Source organism: Glaesserella australis (assembly GCF_003260095.1).
In the GTDB taxonomy this organism is placed as follows: Bacteria; Pseudomonadota; Gammaproteobacteria; order Enterobacterales; family Pasteurellaceae; genus Glaesserella; species Glaesserella australis.
Genome location: NZ_PTPX01000011.1, coordinates 1 through 22,224, shown reverse-complemented (window position 1 = coordinate 22,224; position 22,224 = coordinate 1). Strand labels below are relative to the sequence as shown.

Sequence of the window (22,224 nt, the reverse complement as noted above, 5' to 3'; positions counted from 1 at the left end):
ATGAGTCAAACCCTTACCCCTTTTCACACCTTTCATTTGCCGGCAACGGCAGCGGCGATTGTGGAATTTACCACCGTTGAGCAACTGCTTAGGGAATGGCAAAAAGCCGACCAATCTAAACAGCCGATTTTGCTGTTAGGGCAAGGCTCGAATGTGCTTTTTTTAGCGGATTTCGCAGGCACGGTTTTGGTGAATAAACTCAAAGGTATTGAACATCGCCAAGATGATGAATTTCACTATTTGCACATTGCAGGCGGTGAAAATTGGCACGAATTAGTGCAGTGGACGCTGGCTCAAGGCATTGGCGGATTAGAAAATTTAGCCTTAATTCCTGGTGTGGCAGGCTCTGCCCCGATTCAGAACATCGGGGCTTACGGTGTGGAGTTTGAGCGTGTATGTGATTATGTGGATCTGCTGAATCTCAAAACAGGCGAACAGAGCCGTTTGAGCAAAGCGGAATGTCAATTCGGCTACCGTGAAAGCGTGTTTAAACATCAATACCGTGAGCATTATGCGATTGTGGCGGTGGGCTTGAAATTGGCAAAAGCGTGGCAACCCGTGCTGAATTACGGCTCACTGGCACAGTTCGATCCACAAACCGTTACGCCACAACAGATTTTCGATGAAGTTTGTGCCGTTCGCCGAGCTAAATTGCCGAATCCTGATGAATTTGGCAACGCAGGCAGTTTCTTCAAAAACCCCGTTGTGCCATTTGCAACATTCCAACAACTTCAGACCGCTTACCCGACCATTCCACACTATCCGCAAGCGGACGGTTCGGTCAAATTACCTGCAGGCTGGCTTATCGACCAAGCTCAACTCAAAGGTTTCCAACTTGGCGGAGCGGCGGTGCATACTCAGCAAGCCCTTGTGCTGATTAACAAAGTCAATGCGGTTGGAGCAGACGTGGTGGCATTGGCAAAAGAAGTCCGCCGCCAAGTGCGAGAAAAATTCGGCGTGGAACTTCACCCTGAAGTACGTTTTATCGGCGAAACGGGGGAAGTGGATAGTGAGTTAGTCACAAGGTAGCAGGCAATGAAGCTCAATCAAGCCGTTATCGCTCAAGCATTAACACAAGGGCAAGCCCTTGTGTTTGAAGAGATTGATTCCACCAACGAATATCTTTTGACTCACCACAAAACCCTACCGTCTGGCTCTTTATGTGTGGCGGAAATGCAAACGGCAGGACGTGGCAGACGTGGGCGGCAATGGTATTCGCCTGAAAGCCAAAATGTTTATTTTTCAATGCTATGGCATTATCCCACGGTTGAAATTCCGCAACTTTCGTCCTTAAGCCTTGTGGTTGCAGTGATTATTGCGGAAACCTTTCAAGCACTCAATGTGCCAAACATTCAGATCAAATGGCCGAACGACATTTACCATCAAGGCAAAAAAATGGGCGGGATTTTGATCGAAAGCCGTATGGACAAAAGCGGTATTTATTTAGTGATCGGCATTGGGTTGAATCTTGGTATGCAACAGGTTGATGAAAAGGTGGTCACCCAAGCGTGGAGCGATTTGTCCGACTATCAGCTAGATCGCTCGCAGTTAGTGGCAGAACTGGCTCAACGTTTACAAACGGCACTGTCAAGCTATCCTCAAACTGCTTTTGCCCCTTATATAGAGCGTTGGCAAACGTTCGATATTTTCCGTAATCAAGCGGTAAGATTGATCACGGAAAATGCAGAAATTCACGGCATTTCATTGGGGATCAATGAAAAGGGGGAACTGCTTTTACAACAAGGGGAAATTATCCGTTGTTTCTCGGTTGGAGAAATTTCGTTACGTTCTAGTTGTTAGGTATATCCGTTTAATCCCTAATAAAAGTACGAATTTATTTGTTATTTTTCCAAACTTTATCTTCTTGCCCGCGCCATAAACGTTGAATGTTATCGTGATGTCGATAAACCAACAAGCAACAAACTAAAGCGACTGGAAAGGTGAGTTCTGGCTTAAACCACCAAACATAAATAGGAACAACAAGGGCTGTAACGACAGCACTTAGGGATGAGTAGCCTGAAATTAAAAAAATCGCGAGCCATGTACCAACGGCTAAGCCTGAAATGGCATATCCCATTGGTATAATTGCTCCAAATGCAGTTGCGACACCTTTTCCACCTTGAAATTTAAAGAAAATTGGAAAAATATGTCCAAGACAAGCAGCTAGTGCTATAAAACCTATGATAGATATAGGAAGCTCAAGGTAAAACCCGATAGAAACTGGTAGCATTCCTTTTAACATGTCAGCGAGTAATACGCCTAATGCGGATAATTTTCCCCCAATACGTAACACATTGGTTGCCCCAGGATTATGTGAACCATGTTCGCGTGGGTCGGGTAAGCCTGCAAGTTGACAAAAAATAACTGCACTAGATATGGAGCCAAGTAAGTATGCTCCTAAAATGAGTATATAGGCGATAATGCTCATTTTTTCCCCTTATGTATAGCGATCTCTGTGCTATATTTTACAGCAACTTTCGAAAAGAAAAATAAGGAAAGATCCGATGACTGATAAAGTTTTTATTCATGAACTTACGACTTTTGCTTCAATCGGAGCATATGAGTGGGAGCATACGATTAAACAACGTCTTATTTTCAACATTGAAATGGCTTGGGATTTTAGTCAAGCGGTGGAAGGTGATGATGTTCAATATTGTTTAAATTATGCGGAAGTTTCACAAAAAATTATCGATTTTGTAGAGTCTACTCCATTCAAATTAGTTGAAACGGTAGCTTACCAAGTTGCTGATTTACTACAAAATGAATATGGGATTCAGTGGTTACGCATTGAATTACATAAACCGAAAGCGGTAGCTCAAGCATCCAGCGTTGGGGTGATTGTAGAAAGAACAGTGCGATCTTGATCAAAGTTAGAATTCTAATTTGTCGCTATAATAAAAAATAGAAAATTATTTAAAAAGGAGAAAATTATGTCAAGCATGATGGACATACAAGAGAGATTAATCCGATTGATGGGTGAAACAGAATCTCCAGTAGTAAGACGTGTGATAGAACAATTGGCTCTACAGCAATCAAAGGGCGTTATATCATCTCAATTAGTGACACAGTGGTGTAAAGAGTTTCAACTTTCTTCTATTGATCTTGCATTAAGCTGTTTACCTATAGCTGCTTGTTACGCTCGAGTACCAGTATCTAATTTTTATGTTGGTGCAATAGCGATAGGGAAATCAGGGAATTTTTATTTTGGAGCAAACCAAGAATTTGAGTGTGATGCTATACAGCAGACTGTTCATGCAGAGCAAAGTGCAGTATCTCATGCTTGGATTGCGGGAGAATCAGGATTAACAGATGTTGTAGTAAATTACACACCATGTGGTCACTGTCGCCAGTTTATGAATGAACTTAGTGGCGCGAGCCAGTTAAGAATTCACTTACCTCATAGCCAAAATAATTTACTGCATAGTTATCTACCTGATGCATTTGGACCAAAAGATCTTAATATTACGAATGTTCTTTTTGATCCACAGGATCATGGGTTTAATTTATCTGGAGATACTTTAGAACAAGCTGCCATTTCTGCAGCAAATCTATCTTATGCTCCTTATAGCCAAGCTGTAAGCGGTATTGCATTACAATGTGGTCCACACATTATCACGGGGCGTTATGCAGAAAATGCGGCATTTAATCCAAGTTTATTACCTTTACAATGTGCATTAAATTTCCGTCGGATGCAGGGATTAGAAGGTTTTAGCATCAATCGAATTGTGTTGGCGGAACGAAATGCAATTTTAAGCCACAAAGCAATGACAGAGTCTCTTGCTTGGCATCTATTTGAATTACAAGTAGAATACTTATCGCATTAACAAAAACTAAACAAACTAACTACAAATTCTACAAATAATTGTAAGTAATTTGATTAAAGCCAAGCAAATGTTAAATAGGCTATTCCGATGGACTTGGATGCCAAGTAGAATGACTCAATTTTTGTAACATTTGTTGTAGTAATTTATTGTGTCGAATAAGGTGATATAATGCAGAACCCACAAATTCTTATTGTTGAAGATGAAATTGTTACTCGTAATACATTAAAGAGTGTTTTTGAAGCTGAAGGATATGATGTATTTGAAGCAACAGATGGCAATGAAATGCATGCTATTTTAGATAATCAAACTATTCATCTTGTGATTATGGATATCAATTTGCCTGGGAAAAATGGTTTAATGCTTGCACGAGAGTTAAGAGAAAATACCAACATTGCGTTAATGTTCTTAACTGGTCGTGATAATGAAGTTGATAAGATTTTAGGGCTTGAAATTGGTGCAGATGATTATATTACTAAACCATTTAACCCAAGAGAGTTGACCATTCGTGCAAGAAATCTTTTGCAACGAACAATGGCAGAGAAAGATAAGCAAGCAAAAGAAGCATCGCTCTCAAGCGACAATTATTGTTTTAATGGATGGACTTTAGATGTTAATAGTCGTAGTTTGATTAATCCTGAAGGGCAACAAATTAAATTACCTCGCTCTGAATTTAGAGCGTTATTACATTTTTGTGAAAATCCAGGCAAGATCCAAACAAGAGAAGATCTTCTTAAACGAATGACTGGGCGCGAATTAAAACCACATGATAGAACAGTTGATGTCACTATTCGTCGCATTCGTAAACATTTTGAAGATCACCCAAATACGCCAGAAATTATTGTCACTATTCATGGTGAAGGTTATCGCTTTTGTGGGGAAATAGAATAATATAACAGCCAACTAAAACTATCCAAAACTTAGAAAAATCAATGTAAAAAGACCGCTTGTAATCACTTACAAGCGGTCTTTTTTAGCTAAAATTTTGCAAATTATGCCTTGATTTGCCCTTTTAAGAAATCCAACAACTGCTCTTTGGCAATCATCTGTTTCTCACCGGTACGGCGGTTTTTATATTCAATTTCGCCATTTTCAAGGTTTTTCTCACCGATCACGACCATATGTGGCACGCCGATTAATTCCATATCGGCAAACATCACACCCGGACGCTCTTTGCGATCATCAAAAATCACATCCACGCCTTGTGTGCGTAAGGTTTTATACAGATCTTCTGCAAACGCCTGAACGGTTTCAGATTTGTGCATATTCATCGGTACCACCGCCACGGTGAATGGTGCAATGGCGTCCGTTGGCCAAATAATGCCACGCTCATCGTGGTGCTGTTCAATCGCTGCTGCAACCACGCGGGTTACGCCGATACCGTAACAGCCCATAATCATCGTTTGTGGACGCCCATCTTCCCCTTGTACTGTCGCTTTCATCGCTTCTGAATACTTGGTACCTAATTGGAAAATATGCCCTACTTCAATCCCACGCTTGATAAGCAAGGTACCTTTGCCATCTGGGCTTGGATCGCCTTCGACCACATTACGCAAGTCCGCCACTTTCGGCAACGCTACATCACGCTCCCAGTTGATGTTGAAATAGTGTTTGCCATCAATGTTCGCCCCTGCACCGAAATCGCTCATCAACGCCACGCTTCTATCCACAATCACAGGGATCGGCATATTGACAGGTCCGAGCGAACCGACACCCGCCCCAATTTTCGCTTTGATTTCTGCTTCATCAGCAAAAGCAAACGGCTCTGCTACTTCTTCACATTTTACCGCTTTGATTTCATTGAGTTCGTGATCACCACGAATTACTAACGCAACTAAAGGCTGTTCTTCACTTGAACCTTTGACAATCAAAGTTTTCACCGTTTTTTCAATCGGTAAATTGAACTGCTCGACCAACTCGGCAATGGTTTTCGCATTTGGCGTATCGACTAACACCATCTCCGCAGTCGGAGCTTGACGTTCGCCCACGGCAATCGCTTCGGCAAGCTCAATGTTCGCCGCATAATCCGACTCCGTTGAAAAAACCACATCATCTTCACCGCTTTGAGCTAACACTTGGAACTCGTGGGACGCTGAACCGCCGATAGACCCTGTATCCGCCGCAACAGGACGGAAATCTAACCCTAAACGAGTGAAAATGTTGCTGTAGGTTTGGTGCATCACATCGTAGGTTTCTTGAAGCGACTCTTTGGTCGTGTGGAACGAGTAAGCGTCTTTCATCAAAAACTCACGCCCACGCATCACGCCAAAACGTGGACGCACTTCGTCACGGAATTTGGTTTGAATTTGATACAGATTTAACGGCAACTGCTTGTATGAACTCACTTCACGGCGAACCAAGTCGGTAATCACTTCTTCGTGAGTCGGGCCAAGCACAAACGGGCGGTCGCCACGATCTTTAAAACGCAATAATTCAGGGCCGTAATCTTCCCAACGCTCTGACTCAATCCAAAGATCTGCAGGTTGCACCACGGGCATTTCCACTTCCAATGCTCCGCTTTTATTCATCTCGTCACGAATAATGTTTTCCACTTTTTTCAACACACGCAACCCTGTCGGCAACCAGTTGTACATACCTGATGCAAGCGGTCGGATCATACCTGCACGCAACATTAACTGATGGCTCACCACTTGGGCATCGTTTGGGGTTTCCTTTAAGGTGGAAAAAAGATATTGACTTGTACGCATTTATTTATCCTGTTGGTATCAATCTATAAAACAAAATGGGCGGTATTTTAAATCAAAAAGCGGTGAGATCGGCAAAGAATTTTGCAAATCGCAAAAAAATCTTAGAATCTGACCGCTTGTTAGCAATAAATACCGATTCAATCAAAAATCCACTATGGATAATCCATAGCCATAATGGTAGAATAATTCCCGATTTTTCGCTAAGATTAGCGAAACTTAATAAAATCTAGGGTATAGGAAAATCTTCGCTGGTTTGACTTGTATTAAAAGGCTTGAATTTAGCAAATTTTCCTTTACACTATATCCACTCTCGCACTTAGCGAATTTACACATAGGAAACAAAAAATGAGCATTGAAGAACGCGTAAAAAAAATTATCGTTGATCAACTTGGTGCAAAAGCAGAAGACGTTAAACCAGAAGCTTCTTTCATCGAAGATTTAGGTGCAGACTCTCTTGACACTGTTGAGTTAGTGATGGCTTTAGAAGAAGAATTCGATATCGAAATTCCAGATGAAGAAGCAGAAAAAATCACTACTGTTCAATCTGCGATTGATTACGTTCAAAACAATCAATAATATTTATTCTCGAAATAGGCGGCTTTTATAGTCGCCTTTTTTATTGATTAGTGGCAAATCTAGACGTCTAGATTGCGAGAAGGCTCTGTTTTGATTAGAATACGTGCCACTGCATTGAATTAAAGGTAAAAACAATGGCAAATTGGAACGGTGAATATATTAGTCCCTATGCTGAACATGGCAAGAAAAGTGAGCAAGTAAAGAAAATTACGGTGTCTATTCCGATCAAAGTATTGGAGATTTTAACCAACGAGCGTACTCGTCGCCAAATCCGTAATCTTCGACATGCAACAAACAGTGAGTTATTGTGTGAAGCATTTCTTCATGCATTTACGGGACAACCTTTACCTACAGATGAAGATTTGATGAAAGAACGTCATGATGAGATCCCAGAAGAAGCAAAAATGAAAATGCGAGAGATGGGGATAGATCCTGACGAGTGGCAATATTAATTTCAACTTAGACCTCGCAAATGCGAGGTTTTGTTTTAAGGGCTAATATGAAAATTTCTCAACAGATTGTTAAAGAAGTCCGTTGGACATTATGGCTAACATTGTCATATGTACTTGGCTGGGTTGGCTTTGCTTATTTTTCTCCAGATGGCAGGGGATTATTAGGTTTCCCAATTTGGTTTGAACTTTCTTGTATTTATTTACCATTATTATTAATTTTAGTGACGACTGTTGTCGTGAAGTATGCTTTTAAAGAAATTGATTTAGAGAGTAAAAATGAATCTTGAGATGTTACTTCCTCTTATCGCTTATTTAGTTTTTGTTTTTGGCGTGGCGTATTATGCCTATCGCCAACGTACAAGCGGTAGTTTTTTGTCAGAATATTACGTAGGTGGACGCTCGATGTCTGGTTTTGTGTTAGCCATGACAACAGCAGCAACCTATGTTGGCGCAAGTAGTTTTATTGGTGGTCCTGGTGCAGCCTATAAATATGGTTTAGGCTGGGTATTATTAGCCATGATTCAAGTACCAGCGGTGTTACTTTCCTTAGGTGTTGTCGGTAAAAAATTAGCGATACTTGCTCGTCAAACCAAGAGTGTAACGATTAATGATATTTTGTTAGCTCGCTATCAAAATCGTTTTGTCGTTTGGATATCCAGTTTTGCGTTGTTGTTATCATTCTTTGCAATGATGACTGTTCAGTTTATTGGTGCAGGGCGTTTGCTTGAAACAACACTTGGCATATCTTATTCAACATCCATTCTTATTTTCGCAGTGACGGTAGGAATCTACACCTTTATTGGCGGGTTTAGGGCGGTTGTATTGACGGATACAGTTCAAGGGCTGGTGATGGTGTTGGGAACGCTCTTATTATTAGGGGGAGTCATTTATGCTACAGGCGGAATTGAACAGGCGATAAAGCAGCTAGAAATCATTAACCCACAATTAATTGAACCTTACGGTATTGATGAACGTCCTTTAGACTTTACGTTTATGACGTCATTTTGGGTATTGGTTTGTTTTGGTTTAATTGGTTTACCTCACCTTGCCGTTCGTAGTATGGCATATAAAGATAGCCGAGCCTTACATAGAGCATTAGTGATTGGTACTATCGTTGTGGCAATCTTAATGTTTGGCATGCATTTAGCTGGAACATTAGGTCGAGCGCTGTTACCTGATTTAAAAGTTGCCGATCAAGTTATTCCAACGCTTATGATGCAAGTATTACCGCCATTTGTTGCAGGTATTTTCTTGGCTGCGCCGATGGCTGCAATTATGTCGTCGATTGATTCGATGTTGATTCAATCTTCATCAACGCTCATCAAAGATCTCTATCTTGCGATTAGACCTAATGCGATAAGTGATGAAAGAAAAATTAAGTTTTTCTCCACCACTACAACCTTGGTGATCTGTATCTTATTAATTTTTGCCTCAATTAACCCGCCTGAAATGTTAATTTGGTTAAACCTGCTCTCATTAGGCGGATTAGAAGCGACTTTCTTATGGGTCATTATATTAGGACTCTTTTGGAAAAAAGCGAATGCGACAGGGGCATTATGTTCAATGATTGCGGGCTTAGGAAGCTATGTAGGATTGACTATTCTAGGTATCAAAATACTTAATTTCCATGTGATTGTGCCATCACTTTGTATTGGATTAATTGCCTTTTTATGTGGGAACTTATTGGGTGAGCGTCGCCAGAATAATGAGGATGTTTAAGCGTGTTTTTTGTATAAAAGGGAACTTCTCTTGATTTAGTTAGTCTGAGTGAATACTTTTTTACTTTGTTTATTTTTATAAGGGTTCTTTATGAAATCATTAAAATCACTACTTGCACTCGGAATCGTAATGGCTGTTTCTTCAACTTCATTTGCAGAAACGACAAATCCATTAACATCAGTAAAAGAGAGTGCAACACAAGCGGTCACTTCAGCGAAAACTTCTGCAAAATCAGCTGCAACAGATGCAGTAAGTTCAGTGAAAGAAAATGCGACAACTAAAGTTGCTTCAACAAAAGCATCAGCGACGAATGCAGTAAGTTCAGTGAAAGAAAATGCGACAGCAAAAGTTGCTTCAACAAAAATTTCGGCAACTAATGCGGTGAGTTCAGTGAAAGAAAATGCGACAACTAAAGTTGCTTCAACAAAAACTTCAGCGACTAATGCAGTAAGTTCAGCCAAAGAAAACGTAACATCAAAAGCAACTTCGACTAAAGCAGCTGCAACAACGGGTAAAGTGAATATCAATACCGCAGATGCTAAAACATTGCAAACACTAACTGGTATTGGTGAAGCGAAAGCAAAAGCGATTATTGATTACCGTAATAAGAATGGCAGTATTAAAGATATTTCTGAATTATCAAAAGTATCAGGTATTGGTGAAGCAACATTATCAAAAATCAAATCATCAATCAGCTTCTAAAATCGAAAACGGCTACGAAAGTAGCCGTTTTGCTTTTAAGCTTGCCATAAAGTTGCGATGATAAGCACTAAACTAAAAATAGCCAGCCAAATTAAATGGAGCTTCGCACTGCGTTTGTTAATCTCTTGGTTGTGTAATCGACGTTGCTCAAGTTTTTGCTTATAAACTTCTAAATCTTCTTCTTTAAATGAAAAGCCACAATTTGGGCAACTGATTGCACTTTCACTGATTTTTTTACGACATTCAGGGCAGCGGTGTAAAGCCATAGATTTTCCTAAGGTAAAATAAAGTTAACAAGATATTCCGCAAAGGCTTGCGGGTTTTCAATGTGGGCGTTATGCCCTGCATTTGGAATGAGATGATGGGCAAGCTGATGTTGCTCAACCATCTGGCGAAATTTTTGATCTCTTTCGCCAATGATAAACTTAATTGGAGATGCGCTATGTTTAATCTGTTTAGGTGCAAAGTAACTTTGTTTAGCAAGACTTGTAGCTTTAAGCATTTGGGCAAGCGACTTTCCGTCGTTATCTAGCCTTTTTTCAATGATGTCATGCCGTTTTGCAAAATTTAGGTCAGAAAAGACCGCTTGTTGATACCAATCTTTTAAGACGTTTCTCAATGGTTCCGTCGCAAAGCGTTCTGCCCATACGCAATCATTTTGCCAGCGAGCCTCTTTTTCTTTCTGTGTTGCTAAACCAATATTTGCCCCTTCAAGTAACACGCCTTTCAAATAAGGATTTGCAACATTTAACGCATAATCTAAGACAATTCTTCCCCCTAAGGAATAGCCAACAAGATAGAAGTTTTCTTCGCCAAGCTGTTGAAGTGTCGCATGAAATAGCGTTCTCATCTCGTCAAAATGATGGCAAGCAATATGAGAACTTTGGTGATGAAAGGGGAGATCGATAACAAGCGGTCGGATTTGCGGAAATTTTTGCAAATAGCCAATAACTTCCTGCCAATCGTGGCGAGAACCTAGAAACCCGTGGAGAAATACCACGGGGATACCAGAATCACTGTGCCATTGATGCGCTAACATTAGTCGATAGATGCTCGAGAGATCTGTTCAATGATGGATTTGTATAAGCTACTGCCTTCTTGGTCATTGACTTTGATTTCCACAATCGTCACGCCACGGCGAGCGTAGGCTTGTTTCAGTTTCGTACCTAAATCTGCCCAAGTGTAAGGACGTAGATATTCTAAACCAAACATAGTCGCAATTTGTGAAAATTCAAAATTGTGACTTAGGCGATAGAATTTCTCTTTAGCTTGTGCTTCAACTGGCAACATATCGAAAATTGCTCCACCATTGTTGTTGATCACAAACAAAATAGTTGGTTGAGTAATTTGGCGTAATAGCGCCACAGAATTGAGATCATGTAGCGTTGAAATATCGCCAATAACGGCTACCGTAGGCTGACCACTTCCTTTGGCAATGCCTGCCACTGTCGCAATTAAGCCATCAATACCGCTTGCTCCACGGTTGGTATAGATTGGATAGCTTTCAGGCAATTTACATAATGCATCGACCAAACGGACAAATAAGCTATTGCCTAAGAAAAGGTTGCCATTGGCAGGCAATACTCGCTCAATATGGTGAGCCAGTGATGCTTCATTTAGGTTTCCGCCGACTTGCTGTTCAATAAAGGTTTCACAAAATTGTGATAGCGCAAGCGGTTCAAGTAACCATGGTTTTTGACGCAATGGCGGATGCACACGGGTAAAATGGTGTGCTTTGGCAACAAAACGGGTTTGTGGGTGAGAATAGGTGTTCAAGTAATCGACTGATTCATCGACTAACCAAAATTCTCCTTTAAACGCAGATAAAAACTGATTGACTCGCTTGCTGACGATTTGTGTTCCAAATTGAATCACAATATCCGCTTGAAGTAAGCGTTGTTCAACGGTTTTGTTTGATAACCACACATCAGCATAAGGCAGAGATGCATCAATGCCAGATTGAACGTCACTGATTAGACACCAACCTAGCGTCTCCGCCCAAAGTTTTAACCCCATGCCTTGTTCAAGTGGTAACTTACCCACCACAATGACGCCACGTTTAGTACGCCAATAATCCCAATTTTCATGCATTAGCACATCTTTTTGAGTTGCCTGTTGGTCATACCATTTAACTTTAGGTTTATTTAACCAACTTAAAATAGGGGCAAACCACGGAGTTTGAGCGATTTCATCTTCGTCCGCTTCATATAACGGCTCTTCAAACGGTAGATTGAGATGCACAACACCGCCTTGTGTCGCTTGGACAGAGCAAGCATATTCCACTCTGCCTACCAACCAATTTGCGCTATATTGCGGACTTGGTTTCGGTAAGTTAAGGCTCACAGCTGGATAATCAGCAAAAATATGTGGTTGTTGGATAGCTTGATTTGCGCCACAATCAATCAGCTCTAATGGGCGATCTGCTGAGAGTACAATTAATTTATGATGAGAAATACTTGCTTCAATCACCGCAGGATAAAGGTTTGCCACCGCGGTACCGGATGTCACAATAATGGCAACAGGTTCATTGGTCGCTTTCGCTAACCCTAGCGCAAAAAAGCCTAAGCCACGCTCATCAAAATGCGTGTGACATTCCGCTTGGTTTTGCTTTTGTAAATGAACCGCTTCTAACGTTAATGGCGTAGAGCGTGAGCCGGGGGCAATACAAAAATGTTTTACGCCATAGCGAAGTAGGGCATTTAATACAACACGTGACCAAGAACGGTTAAAGGAGCTAGTATTTATCATTATTTGTCTCTTTTGCTGATAAAAAGTGGATTTCCAAGATTGTAGCAAAATTTGTAAAAAAGTAAGCGGATTTTACCGCTTGTACTGAGATTTTTCTGCAAGTACAAGCGTAAATGTTCCTTTGTAAGCTTATTTCATTTCTGCAAAGGCAAGATCTGCCATTTCTAGCGTATAAGCAATGTCTTCATCTGTGTGAGCTAACGACATAAAGCCTGCTTCAAAAGCAGACGGAGCAAGATAGACACCTTTTTCGAGCATTTTGTGGAAGAAGGTATTGAACGCTTTTACATCACATTTCATCACATCTTGATAGCTTTCAACTTTTGCCTGTTCAGTAAAGAACAAACCGAACATACCGCCCACATATTGCACGGTAAATGGAATGCCGTGCTTGTCTGCAAGGGCTTTGAAACCTTCCGCAAGGGTTTTGGTTTTCTCTGCAAGCAGTTGCTCATTACCTGCTTTAGACAGCTCGGTTAAACAAGCAAGACCTGCGGACATTGCAATCGGGTTGCCTGAAAGGGTTCCTGCTTGGTAAACAGGACCGGTTGGGGCGATAAATTCCATAATCTCTTTTTTACCGCCAAATGCACCCACAGGCATACCGCCACCGATGATTTTACCTAGTGTAGTTAAATCAGGTGTCACGCCGTAGTAACTTTGTGCGCCACCGAGTGCGACACGGAAGCCCGTCATCACTTCGTCAATAATAAATACCGTGCCATATTCAGTACAAAGTTCACGCAAGCCTTGTAAAAAGTTCGCCTTTGGTGGAATGCAGTTCATATTGCCTGCGACAGGTTCAATGATTAAACAGGCGATTTCGTTTGGATACTGCTCAAAGGCTTGTTTGACTGAGGCTAGATTGTTGTATTCACAAGTAATAGTATGTTTTGCGAAATCTTCAGGCACACCCGGCGAGCTTGGCTGACCTAACGTCAACGCCCCTGAACCAGCCTTAACTAAGAGCGAGTCGGAGTGACCGTGATAACAGCCCTCAAATTTAATGATTTTGTCACGTTTTGTGTAGCCACGAGCAAGGCGAATGGCAGACATTGTCGCTTCTGTACCAGAGCTGACCATACGCACCATTTCGATAGACGGCACTAACTTGCAAACCAGTTCCGCCAACTCAATTTCAATCGCTGTTGGTGCACCAAAACTTAACCCGTTCGGCACTGCTTTTAATACCGCATCAATGATCGTAGGGTGATTATGTCCCAATACCATCGGACCCCAAGAGCCAACATAATCAATGTAACGTTTGCCTTCGCTGTCGGTGATATAAGCCCCTTTTACACTTTCAATAAATACAGGCGTGCCACCCACACCTTTAAACGCACGCACAGGCGAGTTCACGCCGCCCGGGATCACTCGTTGTGCTTTTTCAAATAGAGATTGAGATGTTGTCATAAAAATCCTTAACGTATAAATGACGTAAATAAGCATTATTTTACTGTAAATTCTCGTTTCTGCGTGAAAAAAATTGAGTGTTTTAACGGTTATGCTATCCTAAGCAACATTTTGCATTATTCATCTTTTAAGGGATAAACCGAGTATATGTGGCTTACATTTATTGCTGTATTTTTGGTTTCTTTTGTATCACTTATCGTGATGCGTCCTGTTGCTGAAAAAATAGGTTTAGTCGATAAACCAAATTTCCGTAAACGTCACCAAGGCGTTATTCCTTTAATTGGGGGGATTGCGCTTTATTTAGGGAATCTTGCGTTTTATCTCTTAGAATGGGAACAAATGCGTTTGCCCGAACTCTATTTAACGGCATTGACAATCCTTTTGGTGATAGGGGTGTTAGATGACCGATTTGATATTAGTCCGTTTTTGCGAGCAGGTATTCAAGCCTGTTTAGCGGGGGCAATGATTTATAGCGGTTTATCTATTGAAAACCTAGGTCAGTTAATTGCGCCATTTAGCCTTGAGATTGGGGCTTTAGGGGTTGTATTAACGGTCTTTATTACCATTGGTGTGATCAATGCTTTTAATATGATTGATGGTATTGATGGTCTATTAGCAGGGCTTTCTTCGGTCAGTTTTGCGGGTTTAGGCACCTTGATGCTCCTTGATGAACAATACACGTTAGCGTATTGGTGCTTCGGTATTATCCTTGTTCTTCTCCCTTATGCGATGTTTAATCTCAGTCTTTTTGGGACGAAATGGAAAGTCTTTATGGGCGATTCAGGTAGTACGTTGATTGGTTTTACGATTATTTGGATCTTACTGTTAAGCACACAAGGGCAGGGACACCCTATCAGCCCAATTACAGGTTTATGGCTTATTGCTGTGCCGTTAATTGATATGGTGGCGGTCTTTTTCCGACGCTTGAAAAAAGGTAAAAGTCCGTTCAGACCTGACCGCTTGCATATTCACCATTTGATGATGAGAGCAGGTTTAACTTCTCGTCAAGCCCTTGCTGTTATTACTTTTGGCGCAGGCTTGTGTGCCACTTTTGGTGTCATTGGCGAAGCGTATTACTGGAACCAATGGGTGATGTTTGTGGCATTTGTCGCCCTATTTTTCTTATATTCTTATTCTATTGTTCATGCTTGGCGTATTACTCGTTTTGTCCGTCGTCATAAGCGCAGAGCAAGAAAAAAACAGATTACAATGCAGAGGTAATTTTAATGACAGAACAAATACAAAAAACAGGTTCAAGTGCAGGAAAATGGTTTTCTTCACTTTTGATTTTATTGCTATTGACTGTTCTAGGAGCTGGTGCGGGTTGGTTTAGTCCAACAGTTATTCAGCCTGTAAAATGGAAAGCTGAAGCTCAGTTTGAAGCGCCTAAAGTTGTTGATTTGGGGAATTATTATTCCTTATTAAGCACTTATAACTTATTAAAAGGTGAAACATCAGCAACGGCAACAGCAGATGCTGCTTTGACAAATTCGGTGTATCAAGAGTTTATACGCGATCTCAAATCGCCAGATGTTCTACAACAGTTTTTAATACAAAGCGAGAAGGTAAAAAAACAAGCATCGGATAAAAATCAACCTACTTCGCTTGTTGCACAAGAGATTGCTCGCCAATTTAAATTTGATGATACAGCAAATACGTTAAGCCTTACTTTACTTAATCCTGAAGAAGCATCTACATTATTAGCTGACTTTGTTATTTTTAGTACTATGAAAGCTCGCTCAACATTAAATAGTGAACTGATTGCCAAGTGGAAAATTCTATTCCAACAGACTAAACAGATGGCAGAAAGTAATTTAGGTGCGATTCAACAAGGTGCTCAAGTTGCTCAACAAGATTGGGCAGGAAAATTAAACTTGATGCGTTCTGTTAAACCATTAGATGATAGATTATTGCCGTTTCGCTATATTAAAGCACCGAGTGTACCTACAGTACCTGAAAAACCAGAGAATCAGTTACTATGGAGCGCAATTGGTGCAGGGATTGGCTTTTTCTTAGGCTTACTTATTGCACTTTTTATCCATAGAAAAAGAAATTAATTTTCGGAACCGAATCGCTTTAAAAACTCCTTTTGTGTAAAAACGATACATGATGGGAGTTTTTTTCTTAAAGACTTATTTTATGAAAATGGATATGAATATTTGGCTGTCCCATTTTTTTTGTCGCAAGATTGCAGAACTTACACCAAGTTGTGATCAATTAGACAATCTCGTCTTAACCGATTTCGATCTGGTTCAAGCCAAATTAGCGAGTACAGAAGTAGAGAAGATCTGCTTATTGCAACAGCAAGGCTTTCAGTTTGTGGAAGGTGAAATCCGTTTTGTGTGCGATCTTGCAAATTTTTCATCAGATATGACCGCTTGTCGTCCTGCTCGGCTTGATGATTTAGCTAAAATGGAAGGCTTTTCTCATCAATTTGCCCATACTCGCTTTCGTTCTCCATGGTTTTCAGCAAAAGAAAATCAACGTTTTTACCGTCAATGGTTTGAGAATGCCATAAAAGGCGAATTTGATGATATTTGTTTGGTGTGTGAAACAGAAAACGGAGACATTCAAGGGGCGATTAGTGTACGTCTATCAGGGAAAATAGCTCAAGTTGGGTTAATTGCGGTAGCAGAGCAGTGGCAAGGTCAAGGTATTGGCAAGCGCTTACTCTCTGCGGCAATGCGATGGGCGAAATCACAGCAAGCTGAAACACTTGAAATTGCTACACAATCAAGTAATCTGAAAGCGATTCGGCTATATCAATCGATCGGCGCAACGATTTGTGGCATCTATTATTGGTTTTATTGGCAAACGACATGAGCGAGATAACGATTCCTTTTAACCAACCTCCTGTTGTGGGTACAGAGTTGGCTTATCTGCAACAAGCAATCTCCAGTGGCAAGCTTTCGGGCGATGGCGAGTTTACACGTCGTTGTGAGCGCTGGTTTGAGCAGCGTTTCAATGCCCATCGAGTATTGCTTACTCCATCTTGCACTGCTGCGTTAGAAATGTCTGCCATTTTGCTAGATATTCAGGCGGGTGATGAAGTGATTATGTCAAGTTACACCTTTGTTTCAACGGCAAATGCTTTTGCACTACGTGGTGCTAAAATTGTGTTTGTCGATATTCGCCCTGATACAATGAATATGGATGAGCGTTTGATCGAGCAAGCCATTACACCTAGAACCAAGGTGATTGTGCCTGTGCATTATGCTGGTGTGGCGTGTGAAATGGATACCATCATGGCATTGGCAGAGAAGTATCGCTTATGGGTGGTGGAAGATGCTGCACAGGGCGTGAATGCGTTCTATAAAGGCAAGGCATTAGGGACTTTAGGACATATTGGCTGTTACAGTTTTCATGAAACTAAAAATATCAGCGCAGGGGGTGAAGGCGGGGCGATTGTGATTAATCAACCTGAATTGACTGTTCGAGCTGAAATCATTCGAGAAAAAGGCACGAATCGTCAACAATTTTTCCGTGGTGAAGTGGATAAATACAGTTGGCGAGATTTAGGCTCTAGTTATCTGATGTCTGAGCTACAAGCGGCGTATCTTTATGCGCAGTTAGAGCATATTGAAAAGATTCAGCAAAAACGCCAGAACATTTGGCAAACTTACTACAACGCCTTTTTACCTTTCGCAGAACAAGGTTTGATTGAGTTGCCGACGATTCCCTATGATTGTTCGCACAATGCGCATCTTTTTTACCTTAAATTTGCAGATCTCAAAACTCGTTCCGCATTTATCTCCCAAATGAAACAAGCGGGTATTTTAACGGTATTTCATTATGTTCCCCTACATTCAAGCCAAGCGGGAGAACGCTTTGGGCGATTTCATGGCGAAGATAAATGGACAACCAAAGAGAGTGAACGACTGGTGAGATTGCCACTGTTTTTTAATCTTGAAGATCAGGATAGAGAGAAAATTATTCATCTGACACAAGCCATTTTGCAAAAAATGCAATAAAGTGACCGCTTGTGATATCTATTTAAAGGGCAACTGTGAACCATATTTACCATCTTCTTAGCTCAAATATTCCCCACCATAATCGTACGGTGTTAGCCTTTTTCCAAAAGGAATTACTCACCACCTTGGCGGAGACACCTTGCTTTTATGTGGTGGGTGAGCCAAGTCTCGCCACAGAATTTCCATTGCTAAAGCTACATCTTTTTTCATCTCAGCGGGCATTGACTCAAGCAGTGATTGCAAAATTTAACGCAGAACCGACCGCTTGGTTTGTGTTACATGGGCAATTTAACGTCTCATTGTGGCTTGCGATGTTATGTGGTCGAGTACCGCCCCAACGCTGTACGTGGCATATTTGGGGCGCGGATCTGTATGAAGAGTCAAACTCGCTCAAATTTAGGCTTTTTTACCCATTACGTCGCTTGGTTCAGCATAAGATTGCGCAGATTTGGGCAACCCAAGGGGATTTAGTCTATGCACATCAAAAATTAAAGCGTGATCATTCGCAAGATCAGCGGCTCTATTTCCCAACCAAATTGCCATCTCATTTTCCTAAAAAGCAAACGTCTGACAGATTGACGATTTTGTTAGGGAACTCGGGCGATCCGAGTAATCGTCATTTAGCGGGATTGTCGTTAATCAAGCAACATTTTGGGGAAAATGTGAAAGTGTATGTGCCAATGGGCTATCCAGCGCAAAATCAAACCTATATCCATCAAGTTCAGCAACACGCAAAGACCTTATTTTCACAAGGGCAAGTAGAGATTTTGGCAAACAAACAACCTTTTGAAGCTTATGTTGATCTGCTTTCCCGTTGTGATTTAGCGTGCTTCTTGTTTGAACGTCAGCAAGGTATCGGCACGATTTGCCTACTCACTCAGCTACAGATTCCAGTAATCTTACATCGCCAAAACCCATTTTGTTTAGATATGGAAATGGCGGGTATTGATTTTCTTTATGCGGATCAGATTTCTCAAACGAGAGTACAGCAAGTTCAACAAAACTTATCTCAAGTAGATCTATCCCAAGTTGATTTTTTTCCACCCAACTATATGTCGCAATGGGTTCAGTGTTTATCTCAATTAAAAGGATGATTCTTATTAGGTTAGGTGTTAGACTTTAATCTCTTTTACTTCTTAAGGATATTTTATGAAACGTTTCCTAAGCTTCATTTTTACGACGATATTGGCAGTAAGTTTAGTTGCTTGTACAACCACCACAACGGATCCAGCTGTTGGAAAATCGGATTACCAAAAATACTTACAGTGGTTAGAAAATGTTGAATCGACAATGGATAATAAACTTGAAGTTGAATTCAGCAAAGCAGAACCTAAAAACCAATCAGAAGAAATTCATTTATTTAATAGTGTTATTGAAAAGTCATTTGATGATGCGGTAAGTAGTGGTAAAGCACTAGATTTACGTCATGAAGAAGTACGAAAACTACGCGATATGTCTGTAGAGATGTTAAATACTTATAAACAAGTGCTACCAGCCTATTTAATCCCAACTCCAGCTAATATACAAAAAGCAGAAGCACTACAACCTAAATTAGAACAACTTGTTAAAGATGGTGAAGCACTAATGGAAAAATTAGATGCGAAGTTTGGCACACAATAACGAACTCTCTGTTTAAGTTGATTTACAAGCGGTGCGATTTGAGTAAAAATTTGCACCGTTTTTTATTGGGGGAAATATGGCTGAACTGAGCGGTGTTGTTCTATGTTATCTTATGATGACTATCATCATGGGATACTTCTTATACCGCATTTATCAGCAACAATTTTTTTCTTTTCATCTCCTTTTCAGCGGGATCTATTTCATCACATTTTTTTTAGGTTTCCCTTTTTCTCTGATCCTATCGCTATATTTTGCACATCCATTGCCGAGTACAACCGAAATGTTGATAACATTTGCAACCGCTTTTATTAGTTATCTTTGGTATCTGCTTTGTTATCGACTTTGTGCGTTTAAGACTTCAGTAAGCAATGGACATACACTAAAACAAACTGAACTTGCAAAATTTCAAGCAAATCTGACCGCTTGTATTTTATGTTTGCTCGCATTTATTACGTTGGCGGTATTTATCTATTTAAATGACGGGTTACTGTTTTTCACACTAGAAAAATATAGCCAAATTTTTTCAAGCGAGATAAAAGGGATTCCCTTAAAACGCTTCTTCTACTTCTTTATTCCCGCATTGCTGATTTGGTTTTTACTGTCGCCAACGAAAAAACGATGGTGGCTATTTTTGATCGTTGGAATGGGATTTGGCGGACTAAGTTATCTGGCGGTAGGTGGAACACGAGCAAATATGGCTACCGTTTTCTTTTTATTCATCATTTTGGGCTTTTACTTTCGCTATATTTCATTGAAATGGATATTGATAACAGGGATTGGCGCTGTGGGAGTGATGTCTGTATTGGCGTTTATTCGCTATAACCTGAATTTACAGGGAATGGAAATTTTGCATACCTTGCTTTATTTAACGCGAGACACGTTTTCCCCTTGGCAAAATCTCAGTAAAATTCTCAGTACCGAGATTGATTTTTTAGGGCTGATGCCGATCGTCCGAGATTTTTATGTTTATATCCCCACATCGCTTTGGCAAGAGAGACCTGATATTGTATGGAATAGCGCCAACTATTTTACCAAGGTGCTTTTAGGAAATCAGTCAGGCTTGGCTATTTCGCCAACGCTATTAGGCTCCTTTTATATTATGGGGGGCTTCCCAATGATTATGCTTGGTATGGCGATTGTGGGTGGGTTAATACGTATGGCGGATTATTTTTTCGTATCTAGTCAAAATACTATCTTGGTTCAGAGCTTTTGTCTTGCCAATGTATTTAATTTAATCGTATTGGTAAGGGAAGGCATGGACGCTTTTGTTTCCCGTTTTTGCTTTTTTAGTATGATCTTTTTATGTGCTTATACGATGGCGTGGGTAATCAGTAAGATGAGAGTGAAAAATGGATAAAGTGGTTGTTGGCGGAGTAGAGCTGTTGGCAATGGAGAATCAACAGGCATTTGAATCTTATCTTTTACATAAAGGTGAAATAAGAACAGGAAAACTGATTGCCATTAATGCAGAAAAAGTGATTCTTCAGCAAGAAGATGACGAAATGAAAACCTTACTTGCAAATGCAGAGTATAAATATGCAGATGGTATTAGTGTTGTTTGTACTATTCGCCGTAAATATAAAAAATATGCAACACTTGAGCGAATTGCAGGGGCTGATTTATGGGAAGGGCTTATGCAGCGATTTGCAGAGAATGATTTGCCTGTCTTTTTAGTTGGAAGTTCTGCAGAAACGCTTAAAACAACAATAAGCAAGTTAGCCAAATGGAATGTGAATATTGTCGGAGTGCAAAATGGTTATTTCAAACCAGATGAAGAAATAGCTTTGATAGAAAAAATTAAAGCGAGTGGGGCAAAATTTGTTTCGGTTGCAATGGGATCGCCCAAACAGGAAAAATTTATGCAAAAAGCACAACAAATTTATCCTGATGCATTATATATGGGTGTAGGTGGAACTTATGATGTATTTGCGGGTAAGGTAAAACGTGCGCCAAAGTCATGGCAAAAACTGGGGTTGGAGTGGCTATATCGGATTTTACATGAACCAACACGTTGGCAAAGACAGCTAAGATTAGTGAAATATGCCTATTATCATTTAACAAAACAGCTATAAAACCACCATTTTTGATAATTAGTAAACGTTTTGAATAAATTAAGAGCATATAAGAAAATTTTTTTAAAAAAGTGCTAGACAAGAGAGAGTGAAATCACTAATATACGCCCCCGTTGCGACGCACTACTGAAAATAACGCGTTCGTAGCTCAGTTGGATAGAGCGTTGGCCTCCGGAGCCAAAGGTCGCAAGTTCGAATCTTGTCGAGCGCGCCAGGGGTAATGCAATATCATCAACACAATGGTGGCTATAGCTCAGTTGGTAGAGCCCTGGATTGTGATTCCAGTTGTCGTGGGTTCGAATCCCATTAGCCACCCCATTTAAATATATGCGATAGCATATCAGACGGCGAGTAGCGCAGCTTGGTAGCGCAACTGGTTTGGGACCAGTGGGTCGTAGGTTCAAATCCTATCTCGCCGACCA

At 40.6% G+C, this 22,224-nt stretch carries 24 protein-coding genes and 3 tRNA genes; 21 read left to right on the top strand and 6 right to left on the bottom strand.

Going from position 1 to position 22,224, the window contains the following annotated elements; genetic code table 11:
- Nucleotides 1–1,029 (top strand): UDP-N-acetylmuramate dehydrogenase, encoded by a 1,029-nt coding sequence (murB, locus tag C5N92_RS05375; RefSeq protein ID WP_111749826.1) that lies wholly within the window; start codon nucleotides 1–3, stop codon nucleotides 1,027–1,029.
- 6 nt (nucleotides 1,030–1,035) lie between these two features.
- Nucleotides 1,036–1,800 (top strand): biotin--[acetyl-CoA-carboxylase] ligase, encoded by a 765-nt coding sequence (locus tag C5N92_RS05370; RefSeq protein ID WP_111749825.1) that lies wholly within the window; start codon nucleotides 1,036–1,038, stop codon nucleotides 1,798–1,800.
- 34 nt (nucleotides 1,801–1,834) lie between these two features.
- Here C5N92_RS05370 and plsY read toward each other — a convergent pair whose 3' ends face one another.
- On the bottom strand, nucleotides 1,835–2,428 hold the full coding sequence (plsY, locus tag C5N92_RS05365; RefSeq protein WP_111749824.1) for a glycerol-3-phosphate 1-O-acyltransferase PlsY: 594 nt from the start codon (nucleotides 2,426–2,428) through the stop codon (nucleotides 1,835–1,837).
- A 76-nt stretch (nucleotides 2,429–2,504) separates the two neighbouring features.
- On the opposite strand from plsY, the gene folB reads away from it, so the two are divergent.
- From folB to arcA, 3 genes are all read left to right on the top strand, one after another.
- On the top strand, nucleotides 2,505–2,864 hold the full coding sequence (gene folB / locus C5N92_RS05360) for a dihydroneopterin aldolase (RefSeq protein WP_111749823.1): 360 nt from the start codon (nucleotides 2,505–2,507) through the stop codon (nucleotides 2,862–2,864).
- Nucleotides 2,865–2,930: 66 nt separating this feature from the next.
- Nucleotides 2,931–3,824, top strand: coding sequence for a cytidine deaminase (gene cdd, locus C5N92_RS05355; RefSeq protein ID WP_111749822.1), 894 nt, complete (start codon nucleotides 2,931–2,933; stop codon nucleotides 3,822–3,824).
- 168 nt (nucleotides 3,825–3,992) lie between these two features.
- Nucleotides 3,993–4,712, top strand: coding sequence for a two-component system response regulator ArcA (gene arcA, locus C5N92_RS05350; protein WP_111749821.1), 720 nt, complete (start codon nucleotides 3,993–3,995; stop codon nucleotides 4,710–4,712).
- Between the two features lie 101 nt (nucleotides 4,713–4,813).
- Here arcA and proS read toward each other — a convergent pair whose 3' ends face one another.
- Nucleotides 4,814–6,529, bottom strand: coding sequence for a proline--tRNA ligase (gene proS, locus C5N92_RS05345; protein ID WP_111749820.1), 1,716 nt, complete (start codon nucleotides 6,527–6,529; stop codon nucleotides 4,814–4,816).
- Nucleotides 6,530–6,874: 345 nt separating this feature from the next.
- Between proS and acpP the strand changes: the two genes are divergently transcribed.
- The 5 genes from acpP to C5N92_RS05320 all read left to right on the top strand — a co-directional run bounded on the left by acpP (nucleotide 6,875) and on the right by C5N92_RS05320 (nucleotide 9,978).
- Nucleotides 6,875–7,105, top strand: a complete 231-nt coding sequence (gene acpP / locus C5N92_RS05340) for an acyl carrier protein (protein WP_006249478.1) — start codon at nucleotides 6,875–6,877, stop codon at nucleotides 7,103–7,105.
- 134 nt (nucleotides 7,106–7,239) lie between these two features.
- Nucleotides 7,240–7,557, top strand: coding sequence for a met regulon transcriptional regulator MetJ (gene metJ, locus C5N92_RS05335; RefSeq protein ID WP_111749819.1), 318 nt, complete (start codon nucleotides 7,240–7,242; stop codon nucleotides 7,555–7,557).
- Between the two features lie 47 nt (nucleotides 7,558–7,604).
- On the top strand, nucleotides 7,605–7,844 hold the full coding sequence (locus tag C5N92_RS05330; RefSeq protein ID WP_111749818.1) for a YhdT family protein: 240 nt from the start codon (nucleotides 7,605–7,607) through the stop codon (nucleotides 7,842–7,844).
- Nucleotides 7,834–9,276: a sodium/pantothenate symporter gene (gene panF, locus C5N92_RS05325; protein WP_111749817.1), complete on the top strand. Its 1,443-nt coding sequence runs from the start codon at nucleotides 7,834–7,836 to the stop codon at nucleotides 9,274–9,276. Before C5N92_RS05330 ends, panF begins: the two co-directional genes overlap by 11 nt.
- 90 nt (nucleotides 9,277–9,366) lie before the next feature.
- Nucleotides 9,367–9,978: a ComEA family DNA-binding protein gene (locus tag C5N92_RS05320; RefSeq protein ID WP_111749816.1), complete on the top strand. Its 612-nt coding sequence runs from the start codon at nucleotides 9,367–9,369 to the stop codon at nucleotides 9,976–9,978.
- Between the two features lie 35 nt (nucleotides 9,979–10,013).
- On the opposite strand, the gene C5N92_RS05315 is transcribed toward C5N92_RS05320, so the two are convergent.
- From C5N92_RS05315 to hemL, 4 genes are all read right to left on the bottom strand, one after another.
- Entirely contained in the window at nucleotides 10,014–10,244 is a 231-nt protein-coding gene (locus C5N92_RS05315; RefSeq protein ID WP_111749815.1) for a zinc ribbon domain-containing protein, read from the bottom strand.
- An 8-nt stretch (nucleotides 10,245–10,252) separates the two neighbouring features.
- Nucleotides 10,253–11,017, bottom strand: coding sequence for a 2-succinyl-6-hydroxy-2,4-cyclohexadiene-1-carboxylate synthase (menH, locus tag C5N92_RS05310; protein ID WP_111749814.1), 765 nt, complete (start codon nucleotides 11,015–11,017; stop codon nucleotides 10,253–10,255).
- The gene (menD, locus tag C5N92_RS05305) at nucleotides 11,017–12,723 is read right to left on the bottom strand and encodes a 2-succinyl-5-enolpyruvyl-6-hydroxy-3-cyclohexene-1-carboxylic-acid synthase (protein WP_111749876.1); all 1,707 of its coding nucleotides are present in this window, start codon (nucleotides 12,721–12,723) and stop codon (nucleotides 11,017–11,019) included. The genes menH and menD overlap by 1 nt, the downstream gene beginning before the upstream one ends.
- 132 nt (nucleotides 12,724–12,855) lie before the next feature.
- Nucleotides 12,856–14,139, bottom strand: coding sequence for a glutamate-1-semialdehyde 2,1-aminomutase (hemL, locus tag C5N92_RS05300; RefSeq protein ID WP_111749813.1), 1,284 nt, complete (start codon nucleotides 14,137–14,139; stop codon nucleotides 12,856–12,858).
- Nucleotides 14,140–14,286: 147 nt separating this feature from the next.
- On the opposite strand from hemL, the gene wecA reads away from it, so the two are divergent.
- The 11 genes from wecA (at nucleotide 14,287) to C5N92_RS05245 (ending at nucleotide 22,224) form a co-directional block, all read left to right on the top strand.
- On the top strand, nucleotides 14,287–15,360 hold the full coding sequence (gene wecA / locus C5N92_RS05295; RefSeq protein WP_111749812.1) for a UDP-N-acetylglucosamine--undecaprenyl-phosphate N-acetylglucosaminephosphotransferase: 1,074 nt from the start codon (nucleotides 14,287–14,289) through the stop codon (nucleotides 15,358–15,360).
- A gap of 5 nt (nucleotides 15,361–15,365) precedes the next feature.
- The gene (locus tag C5N92_RS05290) at nucleotides 15,366–16,196 is read left to right on the top strand and encodes a transporter (RefSeq protein WP_238138417.1); all 831 of its coding nucleotides are present in this window, start codon (nucleotides 15,366–15,368) and stop codon (nucleotides 16,194–16,196) included.
- Nucleotides 16,197–16,284: 88 nt separating this feature from the next.
- On the top strand, nucleotides 16,285–16,962 hold the full coding sequence (gene rffC / locus C5N92_RS05285) for a dTDP-4-amino-4,6-dideoxy-D-galactose acyltransferase (protein ID WP_238138418.1): 678 nt from the start codon (nucleotides 16,285–16,287) through the stop codon (nucleotides 16,960–16,962).
- Nucleotides 16,963–16,967: 5 nt separating this feature from the next.
- Complete coding sequence (gene rffA, locus C5N92_RS05280; protein ID WP_111749874.1) at nucleotides 16,968–18,110, top strand: dTDP-4-amino-4,6-dideoxygalactose transaminase; 1,143 nt, start codon at nucleotides 16,968–16,970, stop codon at nucleotides 18,108–18,110.
- Nucleotides 18,111–18,145: 35 nt separating this feature from the next.
- Entirely contained in the window at nucleotides 18,146–19,204 is a 1,059-nt protein-coding gene (locus C5N92_RS05275; protein WP_111749810.1) for a TDP-N-acetylfucosamine:lipid II N-acetylfucosaminyltransferase family protein, read from the top strand.
- 55 nt (nucleotides 19,205–19,259) lie between these two features.
- On the top strand, nucleotides 19,260–19,730 hold the full coding sequence (locus C5N92_RS05270; RefSeq protein WP_111749809.1) for a hypothetical protein: 471 nt from the start codon (nucleotides 19,260–19,262) through the stop codon (nucleotides 19,728–19,730).
- A gap of 76 nt (nucleotides 19,731–19,806) precedes the next feature.
- On the top strand, nucleotides 19,807–21,087 hold the full coding sequence (locus C5N92_RS05265) for a WzyE family oligosaccharide polymerase (protein ID WP_111749808.1): 1,281 nt from the start codon (nucleotides 19,807–19,809) through the stop codon (nucleotides 21,085–21,087).
- The gene (wecG, locus tag C5N92_RS05260) at nucleotides 21,080–21,802 is read left to right on the top strand and encodes a lipopolysaccharide N-acetylmannosaminouronosyltransferase (RefSeq protein ID WP_111749807.1); all 723 of its coding nucleotides are present in this window, start codon (nucleotides 21,080–21,082) and stop codon (nucleotides 21,800–21,802) included. The genes C5N92_RS05265 and wecG overlap by 8 nt, the downstream gene beginning before the upstream one ends.
- A 137-nt stretch (nucleotides 21,803–21,939) precedes the next feature.
- Nucleotides 21,940–22,016: transfer RNA gene (locus tag C5N92_RS05255), tRNA-Arg, on the top strand.
- A 28-nt stretch (nucleotides 22,017–22,044) separates the two neighbouring features.
- Nucleotides 22,045–22,120 (top strand) — tRNA-His (locus C5N92_RS05250).
- A gap of 27 nt (nucleotides 22,121–22,147) precedes the next feature.
- Nucleotides 22,148–22,224 (top strand) — tRNA-Pro (locus C5N92_RS05245).